Source organism: Pseudomonas sp. yb_5, from assembly GCF_043103865.1.
Lineage (GTDB): Bacteria > Pseudomonadota > Gammaproteobacteria > Pseudomonadales > Pseudomonadaceae > Aquipseudomonas > Aquipseudomonas putida_Y.
Window position 1 is genome coordinate 41,234 of record NZ_JBICKE010000052.1, and the last position, 24,403, is coordinate 65,636.

The 24,403-nt window shown below is 62.2% G+C and carries 23 protein-coding genes; 8 read left to right on the forward strand and 15 right to left on the reverse strand.

From position 1 onward, the window contains the following. The 5 genes from ACF8GF_RS07205 to ACF8GF_RS07225 all read right to left on the reverse strand — a co-directional run bounded on the left by ACF8GF_RS07205 (position 1) and on the right by ACF8GF_RS07225 (position 6,555). Positions 1–483: a hypothetical protein gene (locus tag ACF8GF_RS07205; RefSeq protein WP_176683774.1), complete on the reverse strand. Its 483-nt coding sequence runs from the start codon at positions 481–483 to the stop codon at positions 1–3. Between the two features lie 141 nt (positions 484–624). Further along, the gene (locus tag ACF8GF_RS07210) at positions 625–1,959 is read right to left on the reverse strand and encodes an imelysin family protein (RefSeq protein ID WP_176683773.1); all 1,335 of its coding nucleotides are present in this window, start codon (positions 1,957–1,959) and stop codon (positions 625–627) included. Between the two features lie 158 nt (positions 1,960–2,117). After that, the gene (locus ACF8GF_RS07215) at positions 2,118–4,169 is read right to left on the reverse strand and encodes a bifunctional diguanylate cyclase/phosphodiesterase (protein ID WP_176683772.1); all 2,052 of its coding nucleotides are present in this window, start codon (positions 4,167–4,169) and stop codon (positions 2,118–2,120) included. A 494-nt stretch (positions 4,170–4,663) separates the two neighbouring features. Continuing rightward, positions 4,664–5,446 carry a hypothetical protein gene (locus ACF8GF_RS07220; RefSeq protein ID WP_256122346.1) on the reverse strand — a complete coding sequence of 261 codons (783 nt, stop codon included), beginning with the start codon at positions 5,444–5,446 and terminating at the stop codon, positions 4,664–4,666. A gap of 206 nt (positions 5,447–5,652) precedes the next feature. Next, positions 5,653–6,555 carry a GntR family transcriptional regulator gene (locus ACF8GF_RS07225; RefSeq protein ID WP_176683771.1) on the reverse strand — a complete coding sequence of 301 codons (903 nt, stop codon included), beginning with the start codon at positions 6,553–6,555 and terminating at the stop codon, positions 5,653–5,655. Between the two features lie 193 nt (positions 6,556–6,748). Between ACF8GF_RS07225 and ACF8GF_RS07230 the strand changes: the two genes are divergently transcribed. Then, positions 6,749–7,498, forward strand: coding sequence for a hydroxypyruvate isomerase family protein (locus ACF8GF_RS07230; protein ID WP_176683770.1), 750 nt, complete (start codon positions 6,749–6,751; stop codon positions 7,496–7,498). 152 nt (positions 7,499–7,650) lie between these two features. Here ACF8GF_RS07230 and ACF8GF_RS07235 read toward each other — a convergent pair whose 3' ends face one another. Together ACF8GF_RS07235 and ACF8GF_RS07240 are read right to left on the reverse strand one after the other, a co-directional pair. Further along, on the reverse strand, positions 7,651–8,247 hold the full coding sequence (locus ACF8GF_RS07235; RefSeq protein WP_003255187.1) for a superoxide dismutase: 597 nt from the start codon (positions 8,245–8,247) through the stop codon (positions 7,651–7,653). A gap of 271 nt (positions 8,248–8,518) precedes the next feature. Continuing rightward, positions 8,519–9,118 (reverse strand): LysE/ArgO family amino acid transporter, encoded by a 600-nt coding sequence (locus tag ACF8GF_RS07240; RefSeq protein WP_003255185.1) that lies wholly within the window; start codon positions 9,116–9,118, stop codon positions 8,519–8,521. Between the two features lie 101 nt (positions 9,119–9,219). Between ACF8GF_RS07240 and ACF8GF_RS07245 the strand changes: the two genes are divergently transcribed. The 3 genes from ACF8GF_RS07245 (at position 9,220) to ACF8GF_RS07255 (ending at position 12,095) form a co-directional block, all read left to right on the forward strand. Continuing rightward, positions 9,220–10,110: a LysR family transcriptional regulator ArgP gene (locus ACF8GF_RS07245; protein ID WP_176683769.1), complete on the forward strand. Its 891-nt coding sequence runs from the start codon at positions 9,220–9,222 to the stop codon at positions 10,108–10,110. A 49-nt stretch (positions 10,111–10,159) separates the two neighbouring features. Beyond that, positions 10,160–11,152 (forward strand): NAD(P)-dependent oxidoreductase, encoded by a 993-nt coding sequence (locus tag ACF8GF_RS07250; RefSeq protein WP_176683768.1) that lies wholly within the window; start codon positions 10,160–10,162, stop codon positions 11,150–11,152. Positions 11,153–11,225: 73 nt separating this feature from the next. After that, positions 11,226–12,095, forward strand: coding sequence for an ATPase (locus ACF8GF_RS07255; protein ID WP_176683767.1), 870 nt, complete (start codon positions 11,226–11,228; stop codon positions 12,093–12,095). Between the two features lie 109 nt (positions 12,096–12,204). Here ACF8GF_RS07255 and ACF8GF_RS07260 read toward each other — a convergent pair whose 3' ends face one another. Together ACF8GF_RS07260 and ACF8GF_RS07265 are read right to left on the reverse strand one after the other, a co-directional pair. Then, complete coding sequence (locus tag ACF8GF_RS07260) at positions 12,205–13,254, reverse strand: alkene reductase (protein ID WP_392487878.1); 1,050 nt, start codon at positions 13,252–13,254, stop codon at positions 12,205–12,207. 17 nt (positions 13,255–13,271) lie between these two features. Then, positions 13,272–13,574, reverse strand: a complete 303-nt coding sequence (locus tag ACF8GF_RS07265) for a helix-turn-helix transcriptional regulator (RefSeq protein WP_003255178.1) — start codon at positions 13,572–13,574, stop codon at positions 13,272–13,274. A 150-nt stretch (positions 13,575–13,724) separates the two neighbouring features. Here ACF8GF_RS07265 and ACF8GF_RS07270 point away from each other — a divergent pair, with 150 nt between their 5' ends. Continuing rightward, positions 13,725–14,309 (forward strand): ACP phosphodiesterase, encoded by a 585-nt coding sequence (locus ACF8GF_RS07270; protein WP_176683765.1) that lies wholly within the window; start codon positions 13,725–13,727, stop codon positions 14,307–14,309. 112 nt (positions 14,310–14,421) lie between these two features. On the opposite strand, the gene ACF8GF_RS07275 is transcribed toward ACF8GF_RS07270, so the two are convergent. Together ACF8GF_RS07275 and olsB are read right to left on the reverse strand one after the other, a co-directional pair. Beyond that, a complete protein-coding gene (locus ACF8GF_RS07275) occupies positions 14,422–15,210 on the reverse strand; it encodes a lysophospholipid acyltransferase family protein (RefSeq protein ID WP_392487879.1) in 789 nt (262 codons plus the stop codon). Then, entirely contained in the window at positions 15,210–15,965 is a 756-nt protein-coding gene (olsB, locus tag ACF8GF_RS07280) for an L-ornithine N(alpha)-acyltransferase (protein ID WP_003255175.1), read from the reverse strand. Before olsB ends, ACF8GF_RS07275 begins: the two co-directional genes overlap by 1 nt. 160 nt (positions 15,966–16,125) lie before the next feature. On the opposite strand from olsB, the gene ACF8GF_RS07285 reads away from it, so the two are divergent. The 3 genes from ACF8GF_RS07285 to ACF8GF_RS07295 all read left to right on the forward strand — a co-directional run bounded on the left by ACF8GF_RS07285 (position 16,126) and on the right by ACF8GF_RS07295 (position 19,605). Continuing rightward, entirely contained in the window at positions 16,126–17,052 is a 927-nt protein-coding gene (locus ACF8GF_RS07285) for an acyl-CoA dehydrogenase (protein ID WP_392519737.1), read from the forward strand. A gap of 193 nt (positions 17,053–17,245) precedes the next feature. Further along, positions 17,246–18,187: an AEC family transporter gene (locus ACF8GF_RS07290; RefSeq protein ID WP_176683762.1), complete on the forward strand. Its 942-nt coding sequence runs from the start codon at positions 17,246–17,248 to the stop codon at positions 18,185–18,187. Positions 18,188–18,243: 56 nt separating this feature from the next. Beyond that, complete coding sequence (locus tag ACF8GF_RS07295) at positions 18,244–19,605, forward strand: amino acid permease (RefSeq protein ID WP_176683761.1); 1,362 nt, start codon at positions 18,244–18,246, stop codon at positions 19,603–19,605. A gap of 271 nt (positions 19,606–19,876) precedes the next feature. Here the strand turns inward: ACF8GF_RS07295 and ACF8GF_RS07300 are convergent, their stop codons facing one another. The 4 genes from ACF8GF_RS07300 to gatA all read right to left on the reverse strand — a co-directional run bounded on the left by ACF8GF_RS07300 (position 19,877) and on the right by gatA (position 24,392). Continuing rightward, positions 19,877–20,920 (reverse strand): calcium/sodium antiporter, encoded by a 1,044-nt coding sequence (locus ACF8GF_RS07300; protein ID WP_176683760.1) that lies wholly within the window; start codon positions 20,918–20,920, stop codon positions 19,877–19,879. A gap of 60 nt (positions 20,921–20,980) precedes the next feature. Continuing rightward, the gene (locus ACF8GF_RS07305) at positions 20,981–21,355 is read right to left on the reverse strand and encodes a septal ring lytic transglycosylase RlpA family protein (protein ID WP_392487881.1); all 375 of its coding nucleotides are present in this window, start codon (positions 21,353–21,355) and stop codon (positions 20,981–20,983) included. Positions 21,356–21,483: 128 nt separating this feature from the next. After that, complete coding sequence (gene gatB / locus ACF8GF_RS07310; protein WP_176683758.1) at positions 21,484–22,929, reverse strand: Asp-tRNA(Asn)/Glu-tRNA(Gln) amidotransferase subunit GatB; 1,446 nt, start codon at positions 22,927–22,929, stop codon at positions 21,484–21,486. An 11-nt stretch (positions 22,930–22,940) separates the two neighbouring features. Next, a complete protein-coding gene (gene gatA / locus ACF8GF_RS07315) occupies positions 22,941–24,392 on the reverse strand; it encodes an Asp-tRNA(Asn)/Glu-tRNA(Gln) amidotransferase subunit GatA (RefSeq protein WP_176683757.1) in 1,452 nt (483 codons plus the stop codon). Positions 24,393–24,403 lie beyond the last annotated feature (11 nt).

The window sequence follows — 24,403 nt, forward strand, 5'->3', positions numbered from 1 at the left end:
TTAATGTTCAGTTTTCGGGCGGGGTAACGGGCTAGTCGGGGCGCGATAGACATAGGCCGCGAGCAAGGTGATTTCGTTGAACGGGGGGGCGAGCTCGGCGGGATGAAAGCGACCAAGCAGCTGCAGGCCTTGGTCAATGGCGACCGCTTCGAACATCCGGCGGTCGGTTTCGTTGGGGTCGTACAGGTAGATCTTGCCGGGGCGAGCAACTACCCGGCACATTTCCTCGGCCACATGGCGGGTGATCGGGGCGCCCATCAGTGTCACGTGAGGGACTGCATGGTCGTCGAGGGGAAAGTCCGGAGCATCGTATTCGTATACGACAATGAGGTTGGGAATGTGCCCGCCTGCCAACGGCCCGTTGGAGATGAGCTGGCCAGCCTTGTTCAGGTTGTAGGCATCGTTGAATCCGGTAATGAGGTCTCCCCCATTCATGCGCTGGACGATTCGGCCTTCGCCCCAGACATCGAGAATCTGCAGCACTGTGCCTCCTGTTAGGTTTGATCGAAGGCCTACAGGATGAGCATCTGCGCGCGCGCCAGGCAGCGGGAAGCGTTTTACCCGGCAGCAAACGAAAACGCCCGGCACAAGGCCGGGCGTTTGCGATGGAGCACTACCGCGGGATCAGAACTCGTGATCCGCAGTGTCCGGGTTCAGGTTGGCAATGCCCAGCTTGCCCGCGGCCTGCTCGATTGCCCCGGTCTGCTTGACCAGTGCGGCGATGGCGTCACGCACGACCTGGTTACCTGCAGCATTGTCGGCGGCGATCAGCTGGTCGTAGTGCTCGCCTTTGAGGGCGTGGTCGACGATCACCTGGAGTTTGGCCTCGGTGGCTTCCAGATCGGCCTTGAGGGTTGCATCGGCGGCTGGGTCAACCTTGGCGACCAGCGACGACAGGCTAGGGCCGGTCAGCTTGGTGCCGTCCGCACGGGTGTACTCGCCCAGGTAGACGTTGCGGATGCCCTTGGCGTCGTAGAAGTGCGAGTAGTGGGTGTTGTCGCTGAAGCAGTCCTGCTCGTCTTCCGGCGAGTTGGCCTCCAGCGAAACTTTCATGCGCTCACCCGCCAGTTCGCCCAGCGACAGGCTGCCCATGCCGAACAGCATCTTGCGCAGGCCGTCGTTGACAGGCTCGGCTTCCAGCTTGGCGCGGTAATTGTCGGCGACGTTCGGTGCCCAGTTGCCGACCATCTCTTCGAGGTCGGTGACCAGCAGGTCGGTAACCGCTTTCAGGTAGGCGCGGCGGCGGTCGTTGTGGCCGCCGGTAGCGCCCTGGCCTTCCAGGTAGTCGGATGCCGGGCGGTTGCCTGCGCCTGGGCCGGTGCCGTTCAGGTCCTGGCCCCAGAGCAGGAATTCGATGGCGTGATAGCCCGTGGCAACGTTGGCTTCGGAGCCAGCCAGCTCGTTCAGGCCAGCCAGTTTTTCGGGGGTGATGTCCTTGACGTCGACCTTCTCTTCACCCACCTGGATCTCGGTGTTGGCGACGATGTTGGCGCTGGCCGCCGGGTTGCCCAAGGCGTGCTCGTAGCTCTTGTCGACGTAGTCGATCAGGCCTTCGTCCAGGGGCCAGGCGTTCACCTGGCCTTCCCAGTCGTCGATGATGGTGTTGCCAAAGCGGAAGGTTTCGCTCTGCAGGTACGGTACGCGGGCGGCGAACCAGGCTTCCTTGGCGGCTTTCAGGGTTTCGTCGTTGGGCTTGGCGAGGAACGCGTCGACAGCGGTCTGCAGCGTCTTGGCAGTGCTCAGCGAGTCGCTGTACACGGCGTATACCATGTCGGTGTAATGCTTGACCACGGCTTTGCCGGCTGCTTCGTCGACAGCGCCTGGCGCAGCAGCGGTGGCAGCAGCAGCAGGTGCCTGGGCTTGCGCCGCGGCGGCTTTTTCGTCCTTGCCTTCACCGCAACCGGCGAGGGCGATGGCAATGGCCAGCAGACTGGCGGAGGCCAGAGGCATTCGAATCATTGTTGGTTTTCCTGCATCGTGTGGTTGGACCAAAGGGGTGGACCGTGCGCCGTGGCACGCGAAACTACAACATCATGCGAAAGATTTGCATTTGCTGTAAAGGGGCGGCGCGCAATTCATGTAAATCCGGGGCACAGCCTGTAACCGGGCAGGTGGCCTCAGGACACCGAAACCCGGTTGCGTTGCGCTTGTTTGAGGAAGTGGGTCAGTTCACGGGCCGAAAGGGGTTTGCTGTAGTGGTAGCCCTGGCCCTCGTGGCAACCCTGGGCCACGATGTAGGTTTCCTGCTCGGCCGTTTCCACGCCCTCGGCGATTACCTGCATACCCAGGCTCTTGCCCAGCTGGATGATGGCGCGAACGATGGTGGCGTCGTCATCGTCGTCGAGCAGGTCCTGAACGAAACTCTTGTCGATCTTGATCTTGTCCAGGGGCAGCGACTTCAGATAGCTGAGTGACGAGTAGCCGGTGCCGAAGTCGTCGATGGCTATCAGCGCCCCGGAGCGGCGCAGGCTCAACAGGTGCTGGGCGGCGGTGCTGATGTCTTCCATCAGGCCGGTTTCGGTGACTTCCAGTTCCAGGCTGCGCGGTGGTAAGCGATAGGCTTGCAGCAGGTTGTTGACCACCCGAGGCAGCTCGCTGTGGTGCAGTTGCACGGTAGACAGGTTGACCGCCATGCGCAGGTCGCTGAAGCCCTGGTCGTGCCATTCGCGCAGTTGTCGGCAGGCCTGGTCAAGCACCCATTCGCCGATGCTGATGATGCTGCCGTTCTGCTCGGCCAAGGGGATGAACTGGTCGGGTGGCACCATGCCCAGCTCCGGGTGCTGCCAGCGCAGCAGGGCCTCTACGCCGACTACTCGGTGGTCGCGGTAACTGATCTGTGGCTGGTACACCAGGTACAACTGGTTGCGCGGCAGGGCTTCACGCAGGTCCTTTTCCAGTTCGCGACGGCGACGCATCTCGCTGTCGACGCTGGCGATATAGAACTGGTAGCGGTTGCGCGAACGGACCTTGGCCAGGGTCATGGTCTGTTCGGCTTTCTGCAGCAGTTTCTCGGTGCTGTCGCCGTCTTCCGGGAACAGGGTGATGCCGATGGTCGCGCGCAGGCGGATTTGCTCGTGATCGAGGTCGAACGCCACTTCCAGGTCGTCGAGGATGCTCTGCGCCAGTTCGGCAGCCTCGTAAGGCTGCTCGATATTGGCCTGTACCAGGGCGAACTGGTCACCGCCCAGCCGCGCCAGGGCGCCGAGGCGGCCACTGTGGGCGCGTAGTCGGTCGGCCAGCGCCAGCAGCAACTGGTCACCGACCTGGTAGCTGAATTGTTCGTTGATGCCCTTGAAGTCGTCCAGGCCTAAGCACAGCACTGCCACGCGGTGCTGCAGGCGGCCGCCGTCGACGAGGATCTTGTCCAGTTGCTGCTGCAGTTGCTGACGGTTGGGCAGGCCGGTGAGGAAGTCGTACTGGGCCATGCGCTGCAGGCTGTTTTCCGCCTCGTGGCGCAGATGGGTGTTGCGTTCGATCGAGGCCAGCAACTGGTTGGCGGTGTTCACCCACAGCCCCAGTTCGTTTTTCTCGTGCCCCTTGAGCAGCGGTATCTGGTGCTGGCTGGGGCGGTCAGGGTTGATCTGGGTGAGATGCTCGATGATCTTCGACAGCGGTTTGGTCAGCAGCCAGTGGTAGACCAGGTACAGCACCAGGCCCATGGCCATGGCCCGCAGCACCCCGGAAATGAAGATGATCACCGCGTTGATCAGGAAATCTTTACCGTAGGACGAGGTATCGAGGGTAATGCTGAGGTCGCCGTAGTATTCGCTGTAAGGGCCACGGCCGACCAGTTGCGTGGTGTAGGTGCGTTCCTGGCCGAGGATGAGGTCGGTGAGCCAGCGCATGGACATGTCCTGCAGCGGGCGGGACTTTTCTGCCAGCATGGTTTCGTTGGGATGGCCAATGGAGGCCATGCGCACCGACTCGTCCTGGAACAGGCCTTCGATGACCTGCATGCCCATTTCACGGTCGAGGCTGTACACCGCCTGGGTCGAAGGGTCACGGAACATGTCGAGGATGCGCTGGGCATCATTGTTCACGGCTTGGCGGGTCTTGTAGGTGTCGTAGATGATTTGCGCACAGCTGAGCACGACGCCAACCGCCAACGCCGACAGCAGCACGACCCTGAGCAACTTGACCGACAAGCTGTTCCGCAATTCCAGCTTCAATGGGGTTTCCTTAATCCATGCGCATGGCATCATTTTGCCATCAACGATGACGATACACTACCGCCGACCATTAGCAGTGTATCGGTTGCCTGACCCCGCAACTTGAATGCGCTGTGTCAATCTTCCAGAGGTTTGATGTTAGCGTGGTATGCGGCCTGAGCAAGCGTTTTGCGGGTGGGGCGCAGGTGAAAACGTGCTGGCTGCTTCGCGGATAGCCCGCCCCCACAGGCATGGCACATTCCTCGAACAGAGGGCCTGTGGAGCGGACCTGGATGTGCACGCGGCCGAAGAAGTGGATGGGTTCCTGTGAGGGTAAGCAACCACCGGTTTACGCCAGCAGACGAGCACAGCATCCGCCATCAGGCAGACACTGTGAATGGACGCGCTAGCGGGCCGTTGCAGGCAGGGGGAAGGTTATTTGCAATGAGCGTTGCTGACCGGCCATTGTTCAGGTTCAGAAGGCTCGGTCAGGAATATGTCCGACTGGGGCAGTGCTATCGGGACGGCCAAGATCCCAGGCCCACTTTTGTTGGCCGCTGACTGCATCGTAAGCGCGAAACACGCCTGACGGTGCCGGGCGCACATCCGAGTCCAGCACCCGGCCACCTGTGATGACCACCCCACGCCTTGACCAGGCCGGAAACGTTAGCTGGAGTAATCTGCGCTGCAGCGGAATAGTGGTTGCCGAGGTTCGAGCCAGCATAGGCGGTCCAGTTGGTCTTGTCGTGAGACGCGGCGACGTTGGCGTCTGGTGATGCCACCGTGCTGCGGCTGAACGGTTGCTGTGAATGCGCGGTGATAGCCGGCGAGTCGGCCAGATGAACGGTGTTCGGGAAAAACAGCGGTGCCAGGATGGTGGCCGCCATCAGCAGCGGCAGCACGCCCATGATGCTGAAATACAGTGCCTTGTTGATTTTGGTGAAGTCGCGGCGGACCAGTGGCCAGAAAGCCAGAAAGATCACACTGAGCAGTACCAGCCAGGCGAGGCGTGGAATATAGGCCCAGCCGTTGTACCCCGACTCCCAGATCGCCCAACCGTAGGTGGCCAGGGATGCTGCGCCATAGAGGTAGATTCCGACCGCCTTCTTCAGGCCCATGAGTGCGGCGGCCAGCAACAATGCGGTGCCCATCATCGCGTAGTAAGGCGAGCCACCGGCATTGACCAGCGCGCCTCCCTGATAGGCCAGTGTCAGGCCAAGCAGGGCCAGCAGAATCGTGTACACCCCGAACAGAAGGCTCGAGACCCCCGTCCCTTTAGCCAACGTTCCTTGTTCCATTGCATCCATTCCTGTGTGATTCGGTGCCACAGTGCGTCCGAGCGGTGTAAATATTGCTCATCATTGCAACGAAATACAATAAGCGGCGAAAGATTTACTCGGGGCGCCGATTTTTCAGGCTATTTTGTATCTTGTATGAAAAGGAGGCAATGGCTAAGCTGCCACGCCTGATTCACGCGCGGGATTGGAGGAAGGTAGGAGAAGGGTTATGCCTGCTGGCTTTCCTGCAAGGCATCCTGGCCGGTTTTGAGGCGGCCGACTTCGTCCAGATGTTTCCAGAGAAACCGTGCGGCCTCTTCACGCCGACCGGACTCTATCAGGTCGAGCAGGTGCAGGTGCTCCAGGCATTGCGTCATCAGGCGACTGCGGTCGACGTTGGCTTTGTAGCTCATGAAGCGTCTGAGCTGGTTTTGCCGGCGTATGGCATCGATGAAGAAGAGGTTGCCCGAGCATTGCACGATCATTTCGTGAAACTGGGCGCCGATTTCAAACAGTTGGGCACGTGACAGCGTGTGAATCTCGCCGTCGAGCATGGCCTGCTGTTGCGCCCTGGCTTTGGCAAAGGCGGCCTGGTTCACGTTGTAGCCCGGCTCACGCAGTGCGGCCGGCTCGATGGCCATGCGGAAGCGGTAGCTCTGGATGTGGGTCTGGGCGTTGTGCACGAATTCGTTGAGGCTCCAGCCTTGCCCGGGCTTGCGCTCCACCATGGCTTCGCTTGCCAGCCGGTTGAGGACCTTGAGCAGTTGCCCGCGAGGCACAGAGTAGCGTCGCAGTAGCTGGGCTTCAAAGAATTCGGCAGGGATTTCCCCGTTGAGGATGTCGTCCACCACACGCAGGTAGAAGTCTTCGAAGGGGTCGCAGGCGGGCGGTACGGTGGCTTCCTGGATCTGCCCGGCGTCCTGTTTCAGAAAATAGCCGCGATTGGGCTCCTGCACCGCGATGTTCCACTCGGCGAGCAGGGCGAATACCCTGCGGATGGGGGAGCGGGAGACACCGAAGGCTTGGGCGAAGGTCTGCTCGCGCAATGGCTCGCCGGCCTTCATCGACCGGGCGCGGATCATCTCGATGACGCGAGGGGCCAATTGCAGGGCGAGATCTTTCTTGATCACAGGCTGTATTCCGAATGATTGACTTCAGTCGATCCGGCAGATTTGGGTCGGACTGGGGCAGGAAAATACCACACACGAAGGTCCTGAGTATCTGCACGCAGCGAGCTGGCGCAGTTGCCGCCAGCGCAGCGCCGGAGCCGCGGCTCAGGCTTTGGAACGACGAATGTTTTCTTCCCGGGATGGATCGTTACACATGCTCAAATTCAATGCTCACCTTGGCTTCCAGTTCAACGAACTGCCTTTTCTGCAGCGTATCGAAGCCGCTGCTGCCGCCGGATTTCGCGCGGTGGAATTCCCCTCGCCCTATGAGTTGGATGCGAGTTTGTTGGCTGATCAACTGGCGAAGTATGCGTTGCCATTGATCCAGTTTGCCGCACCGGCTGGCGTTTCCAAGGGCATTGCTGCGGTGGCGGGCAAGGAGCCTGAGTTTCGTGACGGGCTGCGCCAGGCAGCCAGCTATGCCCGCACACTGGCATGTACGGATGTGCACCTGATGTCCGGGATAACCCACGAGGATGGCGCCGGCAAGGTGTACGCGAGCAACCTGGACTACGCCGTGAAATTTTTCGAGGACCAGGGGCTGCGGCCATTGATCGAAGTGATCTGCACGCAGGAAATGCCAGGGTACTACATGTCCGACTTCAGCAAGGCACAGCAGGTGCTGGAGGCGCATGCGAGTCTCGGGCTGATCCTTGATCTTTACCATGCACAGTTGTTGACCGGAAATGCGGCCGATGTGCTGGCACAGTTCTTTGAGCGTACGGTGCATGTGCAAGTGGCCGACTGTCCTGGGCGGCATCAGCCGGGGACGGGGCAGATGGACATTGCAGGGTTGTTTGCGACGCTGGAGCAGCGCGGGTATGCGGGGTGGGTCGGGTGTGAGTACCGGCCTAAGGGCGCTACCGCAGATAGCCTTGGCTGGCTTGGTCAGTACGCTTCATGAAAGCCCTGTGCGCTGGCCCGTTCCAGATCCCTTGAAAAAAAACCGATGCCAGAAGACTGGCATCGGTTTTTTGAGGAAGCCCGGCGTGGGCGGCAATGCTGGACTGACAGCATTACGGCACGTGGCCGGGTTTCTTGCTCAGGCTGAGGGACTCAGGCCTTGAAGGTCTTGCCTTCGAACTGCTCGGCAACGAAGGCCCAGTTGACCAGGTTCCAGAACGCCTCGACGTACTTCGGACGCAGGTTGCGGTAGTCGATGTAGTAGGCGTGTTCCCAGACGTCGCAGGTCAGCAGCGGGGTGTCGCCGCTGGTCAGTGGGCAGCCGGCGCCGATGGTGCTGGCCAGGGCCAGGGAACCGTCAGCTTTCTTCACCAGCCAGCCCCAGCCGGAACCGAAGGTGCCAACCGAAGTCTTGGTGAACTCTTCCTTGAACTTGTCGAAGGAACCGAAAGCGGCGTTGATGGCGTCAGCCAGGGCACCGGTCGGCTGGCCGCCGCCGTTTGGCGACAGGCAGTTCCAGTAGAAGGTGTGGTTCCAGACTTGAGCGGCGTTGTTGAAGATGCCGCCCGAAGAGCTCTTGACGATCTCTTCCAGGGTCTTGCCTTCGAATTCGGTGCCTGGGACCAGGTTGTTCAGGTTCACGACATAGGTGTTGTGGTGCTTGTCGTGGTGATACTCCAGGGTTTCCTTGGAGATGTGCGGCTGCAGGGCATCATGGGCGTACGGCAGCGGCGGCAATTCAAAAGCCATGGTGGATCTCCTGATTCAGGTCTGTTTGCGGTTTGCGCAAGGCCGATCACGGGCGGCCCGATAAGCGTCGGCGAGTCTGTACTCTTTGCGACGCAAGCGCTGGATCATAGCACCGGGCCCGGCGCATAACCACGCAACAAACATAGGGAATAGAGGTTCCGGAGGGGTTGGGCTGAGCCGACCGGCGGCTCGCCGTTGCGCGGGTGTTGCCTGTGAGACCGAGTGTCGCTCGATCTTGCAGTCGATGAATATGCCGCGCCAAGCCCCGAGGTCAGTTGAAGATCAGTTGCGCAGCCACCGCAAACATCATCACTGCCACCATCAGGTCGAGCATGCGCCAGGTCGCCGGCCGCGCCAGCCACGGTGCCAGCCACGCCGCGCCAATGGCCAGGGTCGAGAACCACAGCAGCGAAGCGCTGGCCGCCCCGGCCACGTAGGCGCCAGGGGCGGACTGTTGGGCGCCCAGCGAGCCGATCAGCAACACCGTGTCGAGGTACACGTGCGGGTTCAGCAGGGTCACCGCCAGGGCGCTGAGCAGCACGGCGCGACGTGAGCGAACGCCCTGGCCTTGCTGGTGCTGCAGGCTCTGCTTGGAGCAGGCGCTACGCAGCGCCTTGGCGCCGTACCAGATCAGGAACACCGCGCCGCCCCAGCGGGCAATCGCCAGCAAGGTCGGATTATGTGCCAGCACGGTGGCCAGGCCGAATACCCCGGCGGCCACGAGGATGGCATCACAGACGATGCACAGTGCTGCCACCGGCAGATGATGCTCACGACGCAGGCTCTGGGCGAGGACGAAGGCGTTCTGGGCGCCGATGGCCATGATCAGGCCGAAGGCCACCAGCATGCCATTGAGATAGCTTTGCCACATGGCAGGGCTCTCCAAAAAGGGTCACGGAAGATGCTGGCCATTGTGATGTTCGGCGCTGTATAAGAAAAACAAATAAAGCTGATCACCCATTAGGAAAATCGATGTTCGACTACAAGCTGCTGGCTGCCCTTGCGGCAGTGATCGAACAAGGCGGTTTCGAGCGTGCAGCGCAGGTACTGGGCTTGTCGCAGTCGGCCATTTCCCAGCGCATCAAGTTGCTTGAGGCGCGGGTCGGCCAGCCGGTACTGGTGCGTGCCACGCCGCCCGGCACGACCGAAGTCGGCCGCCAGCTACTCAACCATGTGCAGCAGGTGCGCCTGCTCGAGCGCGACCTGCAGCGCCAGGTACCGGCGCTGGACGAAGAGGGCATGCCGGAGCGCCTGCGCATCGCCCTCAACGCCGATAGCCTGGCCACCTGGTGGGCCGGCGCGGTGGGCAACTTCTGCGCACAACAGAACGTGCTGACCGACCTGGTGGTTGAGGACCAGGAAGTGGGCCTTAAACGCATGCGTGCCGGCGAAGTGGCAGCCTGCCTGTGTGGGAGTGAGCGGCCGGTAGCCGGCGCACGCAGTTTGCCCCTGGGGGCCATGCGCTACCGGGCGCTGGCCAGTCCCGTGTTCATGGCGCGGCACTTCCCCCAAGGTTTTGTCGCCAGCCGCTTGGCCCGTACCCCGGCGATCGTGTACGGCCCGGACGATTTTCTGCAGCATCGCTACCTGGCATCGCTGGGCATAGAGGGTGGTTTCCTGCACCACCTGTGCCCTTCATCCGAAGGCTTCCTGCGCATGACCGAGGCTGGGTTGGGGTGGGGCCTGGTGCCCGAACTGCAGGCCCGGGAGCAACTGGCCAGTGGGCAATTGGTGGAAATCTGTCGCGATACCCCCATCGATGTACCGCTGTACTGGCATCATTGGCGCAATGGCGGGCAATTGCTCGCGCAATTGACCGACCACCTGCGGCACACCGCACAACATTGGCTGGTGCCCTTGTAGCCATGGCTGGCGTCAGTTGCATCTGAAATCTGGCAAGACGGAGTGTTACATGCGAATTCTGGTCACCGGCGCGAGTGGCTTCATTGGCGGGCGCTTTGCGCGTTTCGCCCTGGAGCAAGGCCTGGACGTGCGCGTCAGCGGCCGCCGTGCCGAAGGGGTCGAGCACCTGGTCAAGCGTGGCGCACAGTTCATCCCGGGCGACCTGGGTGACGCCGAGCTGGCCCGGCGTTTGTGCCAGGGTGTCGAAGCCGTGGTGCACTGCGCTGGCGCGGTGGGGAACTGGGGGCGCTATCAGGATTTCTACCAGGGCAACGTGGTGGTGACCGAGAACGTGGTCGAGGGCTGCCTGAAGGAGCATGTGCGGCGCCTGGTGCATCTGTCTTCGCCGTCGATCTATTTCAATGGCCGTTCGCGTCTGGACATCCGTGAAGACCAGGTGCCGCGTCGCTTCCACGATCACTATGGGCAAACCAAGTACCTGGCCGAGCAGAAAGTGTTCGGTGCCCAGGAGTTCGGCCTGGAAGTGCTGGCGCTGCGTCCGCGCTTCGTCACCGGCGCTGGCGATGCCAGTATCTTCCCGCGGCTGATGCAGATGCAGCGCAAAGGGCGTGTGGCGATCATCGGTAATGGCCTGAACAAGGTCGATTTCACCAGTGTCCACAACCTCAACGAGGCGCTGCTGAGTGCATTGTTCGCTGATGACCGGGCGCTGGGCCAGGCTTACAACATAAGCAACGGCCAGCCACTGCCGCTGTGGGACGTGGTCAACTACGTGATGCGCCAGATGCAGCTTCCCCAGGTGACCCGCTACCGTTCCTATGGCCTTGCCTACAGCCTGGCCGCGCTGAACGAGGCGGCCTGCATGTTATGGCCAGGGCGTCCGCAACCGACCTTGTCGCGCCTTGGAATGCAGGTGATGAGCCGTGATTTCACCCTGGATATCAGCCGTGCCCGGCAGTACCTGGGCTATGAGCCCAAGGTCAGCCTGTGGACGGCGGTGGATGAATTCTGTGGCTGGTGGAAGCATTTGCCGCCCGGCTGATAATGGTCATCAATGCACCCCGTTGGCGGTTTATACTCGTGCCTCTTTGTGACTACCGCGGTTGAATCTCTACATGCGTAACCATGCTCACGATGACTTCGATGACGTGCCTGCCTTGCGTGCGGGCACCGTTGATGATGACGAACTGATACCGGCGCATGTGATGCGCAGCCGCCAGAAAGCCACCCGCGGGGCCAGCACGGCGCCGTTGTGGGCTTTGATCGGTGCCTCGTTCATCGCGTTGGCGGGCCTGGGCTGGTGGAGCTTCCAGCAGATCTCGCTGATGGAGCAGCAACTGGTGGCGACCCAGGAAAGCTTTGCCCGCATCAGTGAGGAGGCGGCTGGGCGACTTCAGGCGATCAGTGGCAAAGTGGCGGCCAGCGAGTCAGGCGCCACTACCAGCACTGAGGCATTGAAGCTGCAGCTGCGCCAGTTGCAGAAGGGTGTTGCCGGACAGACCGGCGACCTGGGCAAGCGTCTGGAGCAGGTGCTGGCCGATACCCGAGAACAGCAGAAGGCCGTGACCGAGCTGCAAAGCCAGTTGCAGGCGCAGTTGAAGCTGGTGAATGGTGAGCTGGCGGCGCTGCGTTCGGGCCAGGTCGATGGTGGCAAGCTTGATGCCCAGTTGAAGAGCCTGAACGAGCAGGTTGCCGCGCTGAAGGCTGCGCAGGTGGATGGCGGCAAGCTGGACGGCCAGCTCAAGAGTTTGGGTGGCGAGGTGGCAGCGTTGAAGAAGCAGGGCAACCCGAGTGCGGCTATCCAGAGCCTGGAGCAGGACATGGTCGTGCTCAAGAGCCAGATCGACAACCGCCCGGCTGCGGCGTCCTCCAGTGGTGCTTCGGTGAAGGAGTTCGATGCCTTCCGTGCGCAGATGACGCGTAACCTGAATACGCTGCAGAGCCAGATTCAGAACCTGCAGCAACAGATCAACGCCCGTCCGTGACATCAGCTGAGCCTTGTTCGCGGGCACGATCGCTCCCACAGGATCAAGAACAGCTTTCAAGCTTTTCGCTGTACCGGTGGGAGCGGGCGTGCCCGCGAATGGCCCTCGATCACAACCGCGGATAATCGATGTAACCCACCGGCCCCTTGCCATAGAAGGTTTCGGGGTGTGCCTCGTTCAACGGCGCATCCGCTGCCAGCCGTGCCGGCAGGTCGGGGTTGGCGATGAACGGCACTCCAAACGCCACGGCATCCGCTTTGCCACTGGCCAGGGCCGCATTGGCACTGGCCTTGTCGAACCGCTCGTTGACGATGTACAGGCCACCGAATGCCTCTTTGATCAGCGGCCCGATGCTGTCGTCGGCTTCCCGCTCCCGCGAGCAGATGAAGGCGATGCCGCGTTTGCCCAGCTCTCGGGCCACATAGGTGAAGGTCTCGGCGCGGTCGGCGTCGCCCATGTCGTGGGCGTCGGTACGCGGTGCCAGGTGCACACCTACGCGCTGCGCGCCCCACACTTCAATGGCCGCATCGGTCACCTCCAGCAACAGGCGCGCGCGGTTTTCCAGCGAGCCACCGTAACGGTCGGTGCGCTGGTTGGTGCTGCTTTGCAGGAACTGGTCGAGCAGGTAACCGTTGGCGCCATGGATCTCCACACCATCGAAACCGGCAGCCTTGGCATTTTCGGCACCACTGCGGTAGGCCTCGACGATGTCGTTGATTTCTTCGGTTTCCAGCGCCCGCGGGGTAGGGTAGTCACTCAGTGGGCGCACCAGGCTCACATGGCCCTTGGGCTGGATCGCGCTGGGGGCCACAGGCAGTTCGCCATTCAGATAGCTGGGGTGGGAGATACGACCCACGTGCCACAGTTGCAGGAAGATGCGACCGCCCGCGGCATGCACGGCCTTTGTCACGTTGTTCCAGCCACGTACCTGTTCATCGTTCCAGATGCCGGGGGTATCTGGGTAGCCGACGCCCATGGGGCTGACCGAAGTCGCCTCGCTGAGGATCAGCCCGGCGCTGGCACGTTGTACGTAGTATTCGGCCATCAGCGCATTGGGCACGCGGCCTTCATCGGCGCGGCAGCGGGTCAGCGGGGCCATGATGATACGGTTGGGCAGTTGCAGGTCGCCCAGTTTGATCGGATCGAAAAGCGTGGTCATAGCGGTTACCTGCCTTGTCAAAGTGCTTGGCGCAGTTGTTCGAGAAACGCCTGGATGGTGGCTTCGTCGCGTTTGAAGAAGTGCCATTGGCCGATCTTCTGGCTGCTGATAAGCCCGGCGCGCTGCAACGTGGCCAGGTGGGCAGAGACGGTCGACTGCGACAGGCCGCAGCGTTGGTCGATTTGCCCGGCACACACACCGTTTTCGGTGCTGTGGTACTGGTCTGGGAACTGGGTTGCCGGGTCTTTCAGCCAGCTGAGAATTTCTCGCCTGACCGGGTGGGCCAGTGCTTTTATGATTTCGTCGAGATCGAGTGGCATGGTTTGAGGTTCGCTGTAGCGGTATATCGCGATAGGACGAAATATAATTCGCTGTATTTCGATATACAAATACGAAGGCGTTCTGAGCTGAGCACGAATCGATATATCGCGTTATAACGATATGTCGGGCGGCGGTGCTAGACTGCGCTCATGAACTACCTCGCACACTTGCACCTGGGCGGCCCGGCGCCGCAACAATTGCTTGGCAGCCTTTACGGCGACTTTGTCAAAGGCTCGTTGGAAGGGCGCTTTCCGCCCGCGCTGGAGGCGGCCATCCGGCTGCACCGGCATATCGACAGTTACACTGACCAGCACCCGTTGGTGCTGGCGGCTCTGGCACGTTTTCCGCGCGAGCGGCGGCGCTTTGCCGGCATCGTCCTGGATGTGTTTTTCGACCATTGCCTGGCACGGCATTGGAGCCATTACGCCGAGCAGCCGCTGGAGCAGTTCACTGGCGCGTTTTATCGGGTACTGCTGGCAGAGCCCGAGCTGCCTGGGCGGTTGGCGCGGATTGCGCCGTTCATGGCAGCGGATGACTGGCTCGGGGCGTATGGCGATTTTGCCACTCTGGAGCAGGTGTTCAACGGTATTGCCCGACGTTTGTCGCGGCCAGAGGGGATGGTTGGGGTGATGGTGGAACTGGAGCGGCTGTATGAGCCGCTGCTGGCGGATTTTCGCGAGTTTTACCCGCAGTTGCAGGCGTTTGCGGCGGTAGGGCGGATGTCTGACCGTTAGAGGTGTGTGGGTGATACTGGCCTCTTCGCGGGTAAACCCGCTCCTACGGGGAATGCGATCGGTGTAGGAGCGGGTTCACCCGCGAAAGGGCCAGAACAGGCCGTGCAAGCATTCAGGCAGCCCGCGCCTGCCGACGTGGCGCCATCTTTACGTCTTCAACCCCGAACAGCGTCAGGTGAATCGCCTGCTGTGCCTGCAACGCCAGCACTGCACGTTCCTTGCCCACGCTACCTATTGGCTGCAGCAGGTGGATGCACACCTCGCCCCGCGGCAGGGCGAACAGGCGCATAAGGTGGGACACCAGGTCGTCCTCACCAATGAACGGCGCTACCGGGTCGATCTGGCCATCACGCAGGTACTGAACAGCGACTGGCTGCACCGCCACGCCACGGTCGATGGCACCTGCCAGCAGGCGGCCATGAAAGGTGCGCAACGTGCGGCCGCTGGTAGTGGTGCCTTCGGGGAAGATCAACAGCGGACGAGCCAGCCCCAGTTGCCCGGCGATCTGTTCGCGCAGGCGCTGACTGTCGCCACCACCACGGCGAATGAACAGCGTGCCGGCCTTTTCCGCCAGCCAGCCGGCCACCGGCCAGTGACGCACTTCGGCCTTGGACAGGAAAGACAGCGGCGTGAGCATGCCAAGCAGGGGAATGTCGGTCCAGGAAACATGATTGCTGACCCACAGCATCGGCCGCTGTGGAAGTTCGCCAACTATCTTCACGTCGAAGGGCAGGGCGGCGACCAGGCGTTTCATGAACAGACAGGTCCAGCGCTGGCGCCGTTCGATCGGCGCCTTGAAGCCCAGGCGCTCACCCAAGGCGATAATGCTGGCCATCAGCATGCCCTGCGCCAGCACCAGCAGCAGTCGGATGAGGCGGGCCAGTACCCGCAACTTCGGCATCAGACCGCCGCCTTGAAGTGGCGGGCGTAGCGTGGGCACAGCTCGTCGCGTTTGAGCAGGATGAACACGTCGGCCACCTGGAAATCTTCATCCCAGCATGGCTCGCCACAAATTTTCGCCCCCAGGCGCATGTAGGCCTTGAGCAGCGGTGGCATTTCGGCAATGACGTTATTGGGCAAGGCCAGTTTCGGCAGCGGGTTTTTCGGCTCGGCACGCAGGTGTTCGGTGCACAGGTAACGCTCACGCAGGCGCTGCATCACTGCATGGGCCTGCACGCCGCCGTCCTGCATGGGGATACTGGCGCAGCCCATCAGATAGCTGTAGCGGCCCTCGTTGAGCACCTCGGCCAGTTCGCCCCAGAGCACGGCGATGGTGCCGCCGTTGCGGTAGTCGGGGGCCACGCAGGTACGGCCCAGCTCGAGGATCGGGCCTTGCAGCTGCAACAGGCCGTGCAGGCTGAACTCTTCTTCGCTGTAGAACCGGCCCAGGCTGCTGGCAGCCTGGTGATCGAGCAGGCGGGTGGTGGCAACCAGTTCGCCGGTGCTCAGGTCGCGTACACCAATGTGGCGGCAGTGCACGTCGTAGTCGTCCATGTCCAGGCCTTGCTCGGCACCTTTGAGCTTGGCCTTGAACTCTGCGCTGAATACTGTATAGCGCAGGGCCTGGGCTTCTTGCAGCGCCGCGGCGCCAACCAGGCGTTCGGCTTGCAGACGGCGTTCAGTGCTGTAGTCGCCAGCGGTAGCGATCCGAGTCATTACGAGTCTCCATAAGCCAGCCAAGAAGGGTTGCGGCCGGTCGGCTTTGTTGTGCAAAGTCAGCCTAGGTAGACCCAGTGTCACCCCTGTGAATCTTTGGTGATGCTTGCGTGACACACCCTGAGCCTTAACTGAAAGCCCTCCAGCAAGGAACTGTTCCATGGCCTGGTTGCAACGACTCAACGATCCGCTTCGCCTCGCGCCGACAGGCACCCTGGGCGAAACCTACGCCGCGCTGCTTGAGCGCCTCGGCACGGTTGCCCCGTTCGAACTGGCGGTACTGGGCGGGCGTGCAATGGCCACCCCGTTCGAACTGGCGGTACTGGGCGGGCGTGCAATGGCCACCCCGGGCCTGGCCTTCCTGGTGGGTTACCAGGCTGCCCTTCGCGTGCTGTGGCCCAGTGCGCCGCACAGCCTTGGCGCCTTGTGTGCCACCGAGCGGCGCAGCGTGCGGCCGGCAGACATGCACACACGGCTGGACGCTCTGCGGCTGTCGGGTTGCAAAGACTTCGTTACCGCGGGGCTGGAGGCGGAGTGGTTGCTGGTGGCGGCGCGTAGCGAAGCGGCTGGCGCTGCGCCGCAACTGAGCCTGGCGGTGGTTTACCCCGGGGAGCCGGGGGTGACACTGGAGCCATTGCCAACCCTGCCGCTGATGCCGGAAGTCGGTCATGGCCGATTGCTGCTGGAGCAGGCATCGTGCGAGTTGCTGGCCGGTGACGGCTGGGATGCCTATGTGAAGCCGTTCCGTTCGCTGGAGGACTTGTATGTACTCACGGCGCTGACCGCCTGGTTGTATGGCGTGGGGCAGGAGTGCGCCTGGCCGCAGGGGCTGCGCCTGCAGTTGCTCGGGCTTTTGGCCGGCTGTGCCGAGGGGAGCCGGCAGTGTGCCGATAGCATGGGGTGTCACTTGTTGCTGGGCGGGTTGTTTGCGCAGTTCCAGGCGTTGCGGGGGGAGGTCGATGCAGCGTTGGCGGCAGGGCCGGTGCATTGGGCGCAAATCTGGCAGCGTGACCAGGGGGTGATGGCGCTGGCGGCGTCGGCGCGGGAGAAGCGGCTGAACAAGGCTTGGGTTGCTGCGGGGTTGTAATGACTGGCTGACACGGGTTTGTATGAACCGATGAGTCGCGGCGTGCTAGTCGGTGGGGGGCGTGCAATGAGGCCGGTACGGGCAGCGGATAACCTGAAAAGACATTCCTTTTATCGCGCTTGATCCCCGCAAATCCCGGCCGTTGACGTATCATTGGCCGCCTGACGGCAACCCCCTCCAGGATCGCTTGCGCATGCTCGCCCTTCTTATCCAGACCCTGAACATCACGGCACCGGTTTTCGCCATGCTGTTCATGGGCGTCCTGCTCAAACGCATACACTTGATCGACGACAACTTCAACCGTGTCGCCTCGCAGCTGGTGTTCAACGTCTGCATGCCGGCGCTGCTGTTTCTCGGCATCTATCACGCCGACCTGGCCGCAGCGGTCAAACCCGGCGTCCTCCTGTATTTCATCGTCGCCACTTTGGCCGGTTTCGCCATTGCCTGGGGCATGGCCATCTGGCGCAGCCCGATGGCCGACCGGGGCATCTATACCCAGGGCGCATTCCGCGGCAACAACGGTGTGATAGGCCTGGCCCTGGCCGCCAGCCTGTACGGTGACTATGGCATCTCCCTGGGGGCGGTGCTCGCAGGCCTGGTCATCCTCATGTACAACTCGCTGTCCGCGGTGGTGCTGGCGGTGTACAGCCCGGACCTCAAGTCCGACCCGTGGAGTATCTGCAAGAGCATTTTCAGCAACCCGCTGATCATCAGCGTGCTGGTGGCCGCTCCCATGGCTTATGGCCAGGTGCCGCTGCCCAACTGGCTGCTGACCTCGGGCGACTACCTGGCGCAGATGACCCTGCCGCTGGCGCTGATCTGTATCGGCGGCACGCTGTCGCTGGCAGCCCTGCGTAACTGTGGTCGGTTGGCCATCGATGCCAGCCTCGTGAAAATGCTCTGGCTGCCGCTGCTCGGTACCCTTGGGGCCTGGTTGTGTGGGTTTCGCGGGGCGGAGCTGGGCATCCTGTTCCTGTACATAGGCAGCCCGACTGCTGCGGCCAGCTACGTGATGGCGAGGGCGGCCAACGGCAATCATGAACTGGCCGCGTCGATCATCGTGATCACCACGCTAATGGCGGCGATCACCACCAACATTGGTATTTTCATCTTGCAGTGGGGCGGATGGATCTAGATCCTTGACTGCAAATAACAGCAACAACACTGCCTCACTGAGCTAAAGGACACTTCATGCAAGACCAGAGCACGCCCGAGCGGTTACAGCGCGGGCTGAAGAATCGCCATATCCAGCTGATCGCGCTGGGCGGGGCCATCGGTACCGGGTTGTTCCTGGGCATTGCCCAGACCATCCAGTTGGCCGGCCCCTCCGTGTTGTTGGGCTACGCCATCGCCGGCCTGATGGCCTTCCTGATCATGCGCCAGCTGGGCGAAATGGTGGTGGAAGAGCCGGTCGCCGGCAGCTTCAGCCACTTCGCCCACCAATACTGGAGCGAGTTCGCCGGCTTTGTCTCAGGCTGGAATTACTGGGTGGTGTACGTGCTGGTCGGCATGGCCGAGCTGACGGCGGTCGGTATCTATGTGCAGTACTGGTGGCCGGACTTCCCTACCTGGGCCACGGCGGCGATCTTCTTCGTGGTGATCAACCTGATCAACCTGACCCAGGTAAAAGTTTATGGCGAGATGGAGTTCTGGTTCGCCCTGGTCAAGGTGGTCGCCATCGTCAGCATGATCGGCTTTGGTGCCTGGTTGCTGGGCAGCGGCCATGGTGGCCCGGATGCCAGCGTGGCCAACCTGTGGCAGTACGGTGGCTTCTTCCCTAACGGTGTCACTGGTCTGGTAATGGCCTTGGCGGTGATCATGTTCTCGTTCGGTGGCCTGGAGTTGGTAGGCATCACGGCTGCCGAAGCCGACAACCCGCGCCAGAGCATCCCCAAGGCCACCAACCAGGTGGTGTACCGCATCCTGATTTTTTACATCGGTGCCTTGGCAGTGCTGTTGTCGCTGTACCCTTGGCAGAAGGTGGTGCAGGGCGGCAGCCCGTTCGTGATGATCTTCCACGAACTGGACAGCGACCTGGTGGCGACCATCCTCAATATCGTGGTGCTGACGGCTGCGCTCTCGGTGTACAACAGCTGTGTGTACGCCAATAGCCGGATGCTGTTCGGCCTGGCCAGCCAGGGCGATGCGCCGCGTCAGTTGCTGAAGGTAAGCCGTAGCGGTGTGCCGCTGACCGCGCTGGGCGTGTCGGCCTTTGCGACCGGCCTGTGCGTGCTGATCAATTACCTGATGCCGGGAGGGGCCTTTGGTTTGCTGATGGCGTTGGCGGTGTCTGCGCTGGTGATCAACTGGGCTAGCATCAGTATTACCCATCTGAAGTTCCGCCAGGCCAAGCTGGCCGCCGGGATCACCCCTTTCTACAAAAGCCTGGGGCACCCACTGACCAACTACCTGTGCCTGGCATTCATCGTGCTGATCCTGGTGGTGATGTACTTGACGCCGCCGATTCGCATCTCGGTAATGCTGATCCCGGCATGGATCGCTGTGCTGTGGGTTGCCTTCAAGTTGAAGAAGGCGCGCCAGGCCAAGGGCTGATCGGGTTTGTTCGTATGGGGTATGCCGTTAAGTTTTCGGCGCCTGTGAGATCGAGCGCCGCCCGCGCGGCGCTTCGCGGGTAAACCCGCTCCTACGTTTGTTTCGGGCCAGTCCGTTCTGTGCCAGGCGCGCGCGACCGCCTTGTTTGTACGACGCGATATCGAGGCATGCGCCAAAGCGAAGCGCCGCGCGGGCGGCGCTCGATCTCACAGGCGATGAAAGCCTAAAGGCATGCGTCTGGCGGCCCTGACGCGTGCCCCTTCCATGCCCCTCAATGCTGCCTCCGCCAGGCGCGCACGGTGGTGTACAGCAACACTGTGGCGAGCACCGGCAGTACATAGAACAGCATCAAGCGCTCCAGGCGGCCAGCCAGCGGCATACCCATGGTAAAAGCCGCCACATGCAGGCCGTAGGCCAGGTACAGGCAAAGAAACACCAGGCCTTCGGCGCGAGTGATGCGGTAACCGGAATAGAACACTGGCAGGCTCAGGACGGCAACGCCGAGCATTACAGGCAGATCGAAAGATAGCGCGTTAGGCGAAATCGACAGTGGCTCCGGGGTGATCAGTGCGGTGAGGCCCAGTACGGCCAGCAGGTTGAACAGGTTGCTGCCGATCACCGTGCCCACGGCGATCTCCCGTTCGCCACGCAAGGCGGCGATCAGCGCAGCGGCCAGTTCCGGCAGGGAGGTGCAGATGGCGACCACCGTCAGGCCGATGATGCGCTCGGACAGGCCCAGGTCGGTGGCCACCTCGATGGCAGCTTCCAGCAGCAAGTGGCCCGCCAGGCTCAGCAGGCCGAGGCCGACCAATACCTGCAACAGCGTACCTGACCAGAAGCGCCCGGCCCCGGACCTGGTGGCGTCCGGGGCCGGGTAGGTGCGTGCATAGTGGCGCGACTGATGCCAGAGCATTGCCAGGTAACCGGCCAGCCCCAGCAATAGCAGTGCCCCTTCAACCCTGCCCAGGCGGGCATTGGCGGACAGTGCATACACCAGTCCGCTGGCGACGATCATCAATGGAATGTCCAGACGCACCAGTTGGCGTGACACCCGCAGCGGAATGATCAGCGCGGCCAGGCCGAGAATGACCAGTACGTTGAAGATATTGCTGCCGATCACGCTGCCTACTGCCACATCCGGCGCGCCTTGGTAGGCAGCCTGCAGGCTTACGGTCAATTGTGGCGCGGTGCTGCCGAAGGCCACCAGGCTCAGGCCTATTATCAGCGGGCGAACGTGCAGGCGCTGCGCCAGGCGCAAAGCGGAGCGCACCAGTAGCTCGGCGCCGCCGACCAGCAACAGCAGGGCAACGCCCATTTGCAGCAGGCTAAAAGTGGGAAGGGTGGCCAGGTCGAAAATGGTCGGACTCCTGTCGCGTCAGTCGCTAAGCCCTTGTACCCGGACGCGCGCTGTTCCGCTACGGAGCATGCCGATTTTTTCTGCTGCTGCGCGAGACAGGTCAATCAGGCGGCCCCGGGTGTGCGGGCCACGGTCGTTGATGCGAACCACCACACTGCGCTGGTTGGCCATGTTGGTCACCAGTACTCGCGTGCCGAAAGGCAGGCTGCGGTGGGCGGCGGTAAGGCCGTGCTGGTTGAATGGTTCGCCACTGGCAGTGCGTTTGCCGTGGTGGCGCGACCCGTAATAGGACGCGGTACCCGTCCGGTCGTAACCGCGCGGGTCGATGTCATGGCTGGCGCAACCGGCCAGGAAAGAAAACAGGGCGAGAGTGCCGAGGGATCGTTTTAGCAAGTCAGGTGCTCTCCGGTGCGGCCATTCGCGGGTAAACCCGCCCCTACAGGTAAAGCGCAGGCTTGTGTAGGAGCGGTTTTAGCCGCGAACGAGGGCGAAGCCCTCGCAGCATTACAGGGGGAAAATCATCACCCTTCGAGCTTGGCCTTGAGCAATTGGTTCACCTGCCCCGGGTTGGCCTTGCCTTTGGAGGCTTTCATGGCCTGGCCGACGAAGAAGCCGAACATCTTGCCGCGCTTGGCCTCATCGGCTGCACGATACTGTTCGACCTGCTCGGCATTGGCTGCCAGCATTTCGTCGAGCATCTTGTCGATCGCACCTGTATCGGTAACCTGCTTCAGGCCTTTGCTCTCGATGATGCTGTCGGCATCGCCTTCACCGGCGGCCATGGCCTCGAACACGGTCTTGGCAATCTTGCCGCTGATGGTGTTGTCACGAATGCGCAGCAGCATGCCGCCCAGTTGCGCGGCACTGACCGGCGCCTGATCGATTTCGACACCCAGCTTGTTCAGCAGGCTACCCAGTTCGACCATGACCCAGTTGGCCGCCAGCTTGGCATCACCCCCGATTTTCACCACTTCTTCGAAGTAGTCCGCCTGTTCGCGGCTGGAAGCCAAGACGTTGGCATCGTAGGCCGACAGGCCGTACTGGCTCTGGAAACGCTCGACCTTCTGGGGTGGCAGCTCCGGCAGGCCGGCGCGGATGGTTTCGAGGAAGCTGTCCTCGATGACCACCGGCAGCAGGTCCGGATCGGGGAAGTAACGGTAGTCGTTGGCTTCCTCTTTGCTGCGCATGGAGCGGGTTTCGTCCTTGTTCGGGTCGTACAGGCGGGTTTCCTGCACCACCTTGCCACCGTCTTCGATCAGGTCGATCTGGCGCTGGATTTCGCTGTTGATCGCGCGCTCGATGAAACGGAACGAGTTGACGTTCTTGATTTCGCAGCGAGTGCCGAACTCGGTCTGGCCTTTCGGGCGGATCGATACGTTGCAGTCGCAGCGCAGCGAACCTTCGGCCATGTTGCCGTCGCAGATGCCCAGGTAGCGCACCAGCGCGTGGATCGCCTTGACGTAGGCGACGGCTTCCTTGGCGCTGCGCATGTCAGGCTCGGAGACGATTTCCAGCAGCGGGGTGCCGGCACGGTTCAGGTCGATGCCGGTGGAACCGCTGAAGTCTTCGTGAAGGCTCTTGCCGGCGTCCTCTTCCAGGTGCGCGCGGGTTACGCCGATGCGCTTGATGGTGCCGTCTTCCAGTGCGATGTCCAGGTGGCCCTTGCCGACGATCGGCAGGTCCATCTGGCTGATCTGGTAGCCCTTGGGCAGGTCCGGGTAGAAGTAGTTCTTGCGTGCGAACACGTTGCGCCTGCCGATCTCGGCATCGATGGCCAGGCCGAACATGCACGCCATGCGCACGGCTTCCTCGTTCAGCACCGGCAGTACGCCGGGCATGCCCAGGTCAACCAGGCTGGCCTGAGTATTCGGCTCGGAGCCAAAGGTGGTAGCGCTGCCGGAGAAGATCTTCGACTGGGTGGCGAGCTGAGTGTGAATTTCCAGCCCGATCACAACTTCCCATTGCATGTGTGAATTCCTCAGAAGCCGTTGGGGGCGCGGGTGTGCCAGTCGGTCACCTGTTGGTAGCGGTGCGCGACGTTGAGCAGGCGGCCTTCCTGGAAGTATGGCGCCAGCAGTTGTACGCCGACCGGCAGGCCGTCGACGAAGCCCGCAGGCATCGACAGGCCTGGCAGGCCTGCCAGGTTGGCGGTGATGGTGTAGACGTCTTCGAGATAGGCGGCAACCGGGTCGCTGCTCTTGGCGCCGAGCTTCCAGGCCGGGTTTGGCGTGGTCGGGCCGAGAATCAGGTCGACATCGTTGAAGGCGGCCATGAAGTCGTTCTTGATCAGGCGGCGGATTTGCTGCGCCTTCACGTAATAGGCGTCGTAGTAGCCGGCCGACAGGGCGTAGGTACCGACCATGATACGGCGCTGTACTTCAGCGCCGAAGCCTTCGCCGCGTGAGCGCTTGTAGAGGTCGGTGAGGTCTTTCGGCTCTTCGCAGCGGTAGCCGAAGCGTACGCCGTCGAAACGCGACAGGTTGGAAGAGGCTTCGGCCGGGGCGATCACGTAGTAGGCCGGAATGGCATGCTGCATGTTCGGCAGGCTGATTTCCTTGACCACTGCGCCGAGCTTTTCCAGCTCTTTGACGCTGGCCTGGACCAGGTCGGCGATGCGTGGGTCGAGACCGGCGCCGAAGTACTCTTTCGGCAGGCCGATGCGCAGGCCCTGAAGTGAAGCGTTCAGGTTGGCGCTGTAGTCCGGCACCGGCTCTTCGATGCTGGTGGAGTCCTTGGCGTCGAAACCGGCCATGCCTTGCAGCAGCAGCGCGCAGTCTTCGGCGGTGCGGGCCAGCGGGCCGCCCTGGTCGAGGCTGGAGGCGTAGGCGATCATGCCCCAGCGTGACACACGACCGTACGTCGGCTTGAGGCCGGTGAGGTTGGTCAGTGCCGCGGGCTGGCGGATCGAGCCGCCGGTGTCGGTGCCCGTGGTGGCGGGCAGCAGGCGCGCGGCCACTGCAGCGGCCGAACCACCGGATGAGCCGCCTGGCACGTGCTCGAGGTTCCACGGGTTCTTCACCGCGCCGTAATGGCTGGATTCGTTGGCCGAACCCATGGCGAACTCGTCCATGTTGGTCTTGCCCAAGGTGACCATGCCGGCTTCGGCCAGCTTGGCGACCACGGTGGCGTCATAGGGCGCCTTGAAGTTGTCGAGCATCTTCGAGCCGCAGCTGGTGCGTACGCCGTTGGTACAGAACAGGTCTTTGTGGGCGATCGGTGCACCCAGCAGCGCGCCGGTTTCGCCAGCGGCGCGACGGGCATCGGCGGCACGCGCCTGGCCCAGGGCCAGGTCGTCGGTGATGCTGATGAAGCTGTTGATCTGAGGGTCGAGCTGTTTGATGCGCGCCAGTAGCGCGCCGGTCAGCTCTTCGGAAGAAAACGATTTGTCGGCGAGTCCGCGGGCGATCTCGGCCAGGGTCAATTGATGCATGGCAGGCTCTA

Bases quoted from the DNA above. Each gene is read 5' to 3' on its own strand.
- ACF8GF_RS07285 (WP_392519737.1), top strand. From the start codon at position 16,126: ATGGCCTGGTTGCAACGACTCAACGATCCGCTTCGCCTCGCGCCGACA.
- ACF8GF_RS07265 (WP_003255178.1), bottom strand. From the start codon at position 13,574: ATGCCACTCGATCTCGACGAAATCATAAAAGCACTGGCCCACCCGGTC.
- ACF8GF_RS07300 (WP_176683760.1), bottom strand. From the start codon at position 20,920: ATGGGCGTTGCCCTGCTGTTGCTGGTCGGCGGCGCCGAGCTACTGGTG.
- ACF8GF_RS07245 (WP_176683769.1), top strand. From the start codon at position 9,220: ATGTTCGACTACAAGCTGCTGGCTGCCCTTGCGGCAGTGATCGAACAA.
- olsB (WP_003255175.1), bottom strand. From the start codon at position 15,965: ATGACTCGGATCGCTACCGCTGGCGACTACAGCACTGAACGCCGTCTG.
- gatB (WP_176683758.1), bottom strand. From the start codon at position 22,929: ATGCAATGGGAAGTTGTGATCGGGCTGGAAATTCACACTCAGCTCGCC.
- ACF8GF_RS07210 (WP_176683773.1), bottom strand. From the start codon at position 1,959: ATGATTCGAATGCCTCTGGCCTCCGCCAGTCTGCTGGCCATTGCCATC.
- ACF8GF_RS07275 (WP_392487879.1), bottom strand. From the start codon at position 15,210: ATGCCGAAGTTGCGGGTACTGGCCCGCCTCATCCGACTGCTGCTGGTG.
- gatA (WP_176683757.1), bottom strand. From the start codon at position 24,392: ATGCATCAATTGACCCTGGCCGAGATCGCCCGCGGACTCGCCGACAAA.
- ACF8GF_RS07290 (WP_176683762.1), top strand. From the start codon at position 17,246: ATGCTCGCCCTTCTTATCCAGACCCTGAACATCACGGCACCGGTTTTC.
- ACF8GF_RS07235 (WP_003255187.1), bottom strand. From the start codon at position 8,247: ATGGCTTTTGAATTGCCGCCGCTGCCGTACGCCCATGATGCCCTGCAG.
- ACF8GF_RS07260 (WP_392487878.1), bottom strand. From the start codon at position 13,254: ATGACCACGCTTTTCGATCCGATCAAACTGGGCGACCTGCAACTGCCC.
- ACF8GF_RS07270 (WP_176683765.1), top strand. From the start codon at position 13,725: ATGAACTACCTCGCACACTTGCACCTGGGCGGCCCGGCGCCGCAACAA.
- ACF8GF_RS07240 (WP_003255185.1), bottom strand. From the start codon at position 9,118: ATGTGGCAAAGCTATCTCAATGGCATGCTGGTGGCCTTCGGCCTGATC.
- ACF8GF_RS07250 (WP_176683768.1), top strand. From the start codon at position 10,160: ATGCGAATTCTGGTCACCGGCGCGAGTGGCTTCATTGGCGGGCGCTTT.
- ACF8GF_RS07230 (WP_176683770.1), top strand. From the start codon at position 6,749: ATGCTCAAATTCAATGCTCACCTTGGCTTCCAGTTCAACGAACTGCCT.
- ACF8GF_RS07295 (WP_176683761.1), top strand. From the start codon at position 18,244: ATGCAAGACCAGAGCACGCCCGAGCGGTTACAGCGCGGGCTGAAGAAT.
- ACF8GF_RS07220 (WP_256122346.1), bottom strand. From the start codon at position 5,446: ATGGAACAAGGAACGTTGGCTAAAGGGACGGGGGTCTCGAGCCTTCTG.
- ACF8GF_RS07255 (WP_176683767.1), top strand. From the start codon at position 11,226: ATGCGTAACCATGCTCACGATGACTTCGATGACGTGCCTGCCTTGCGT.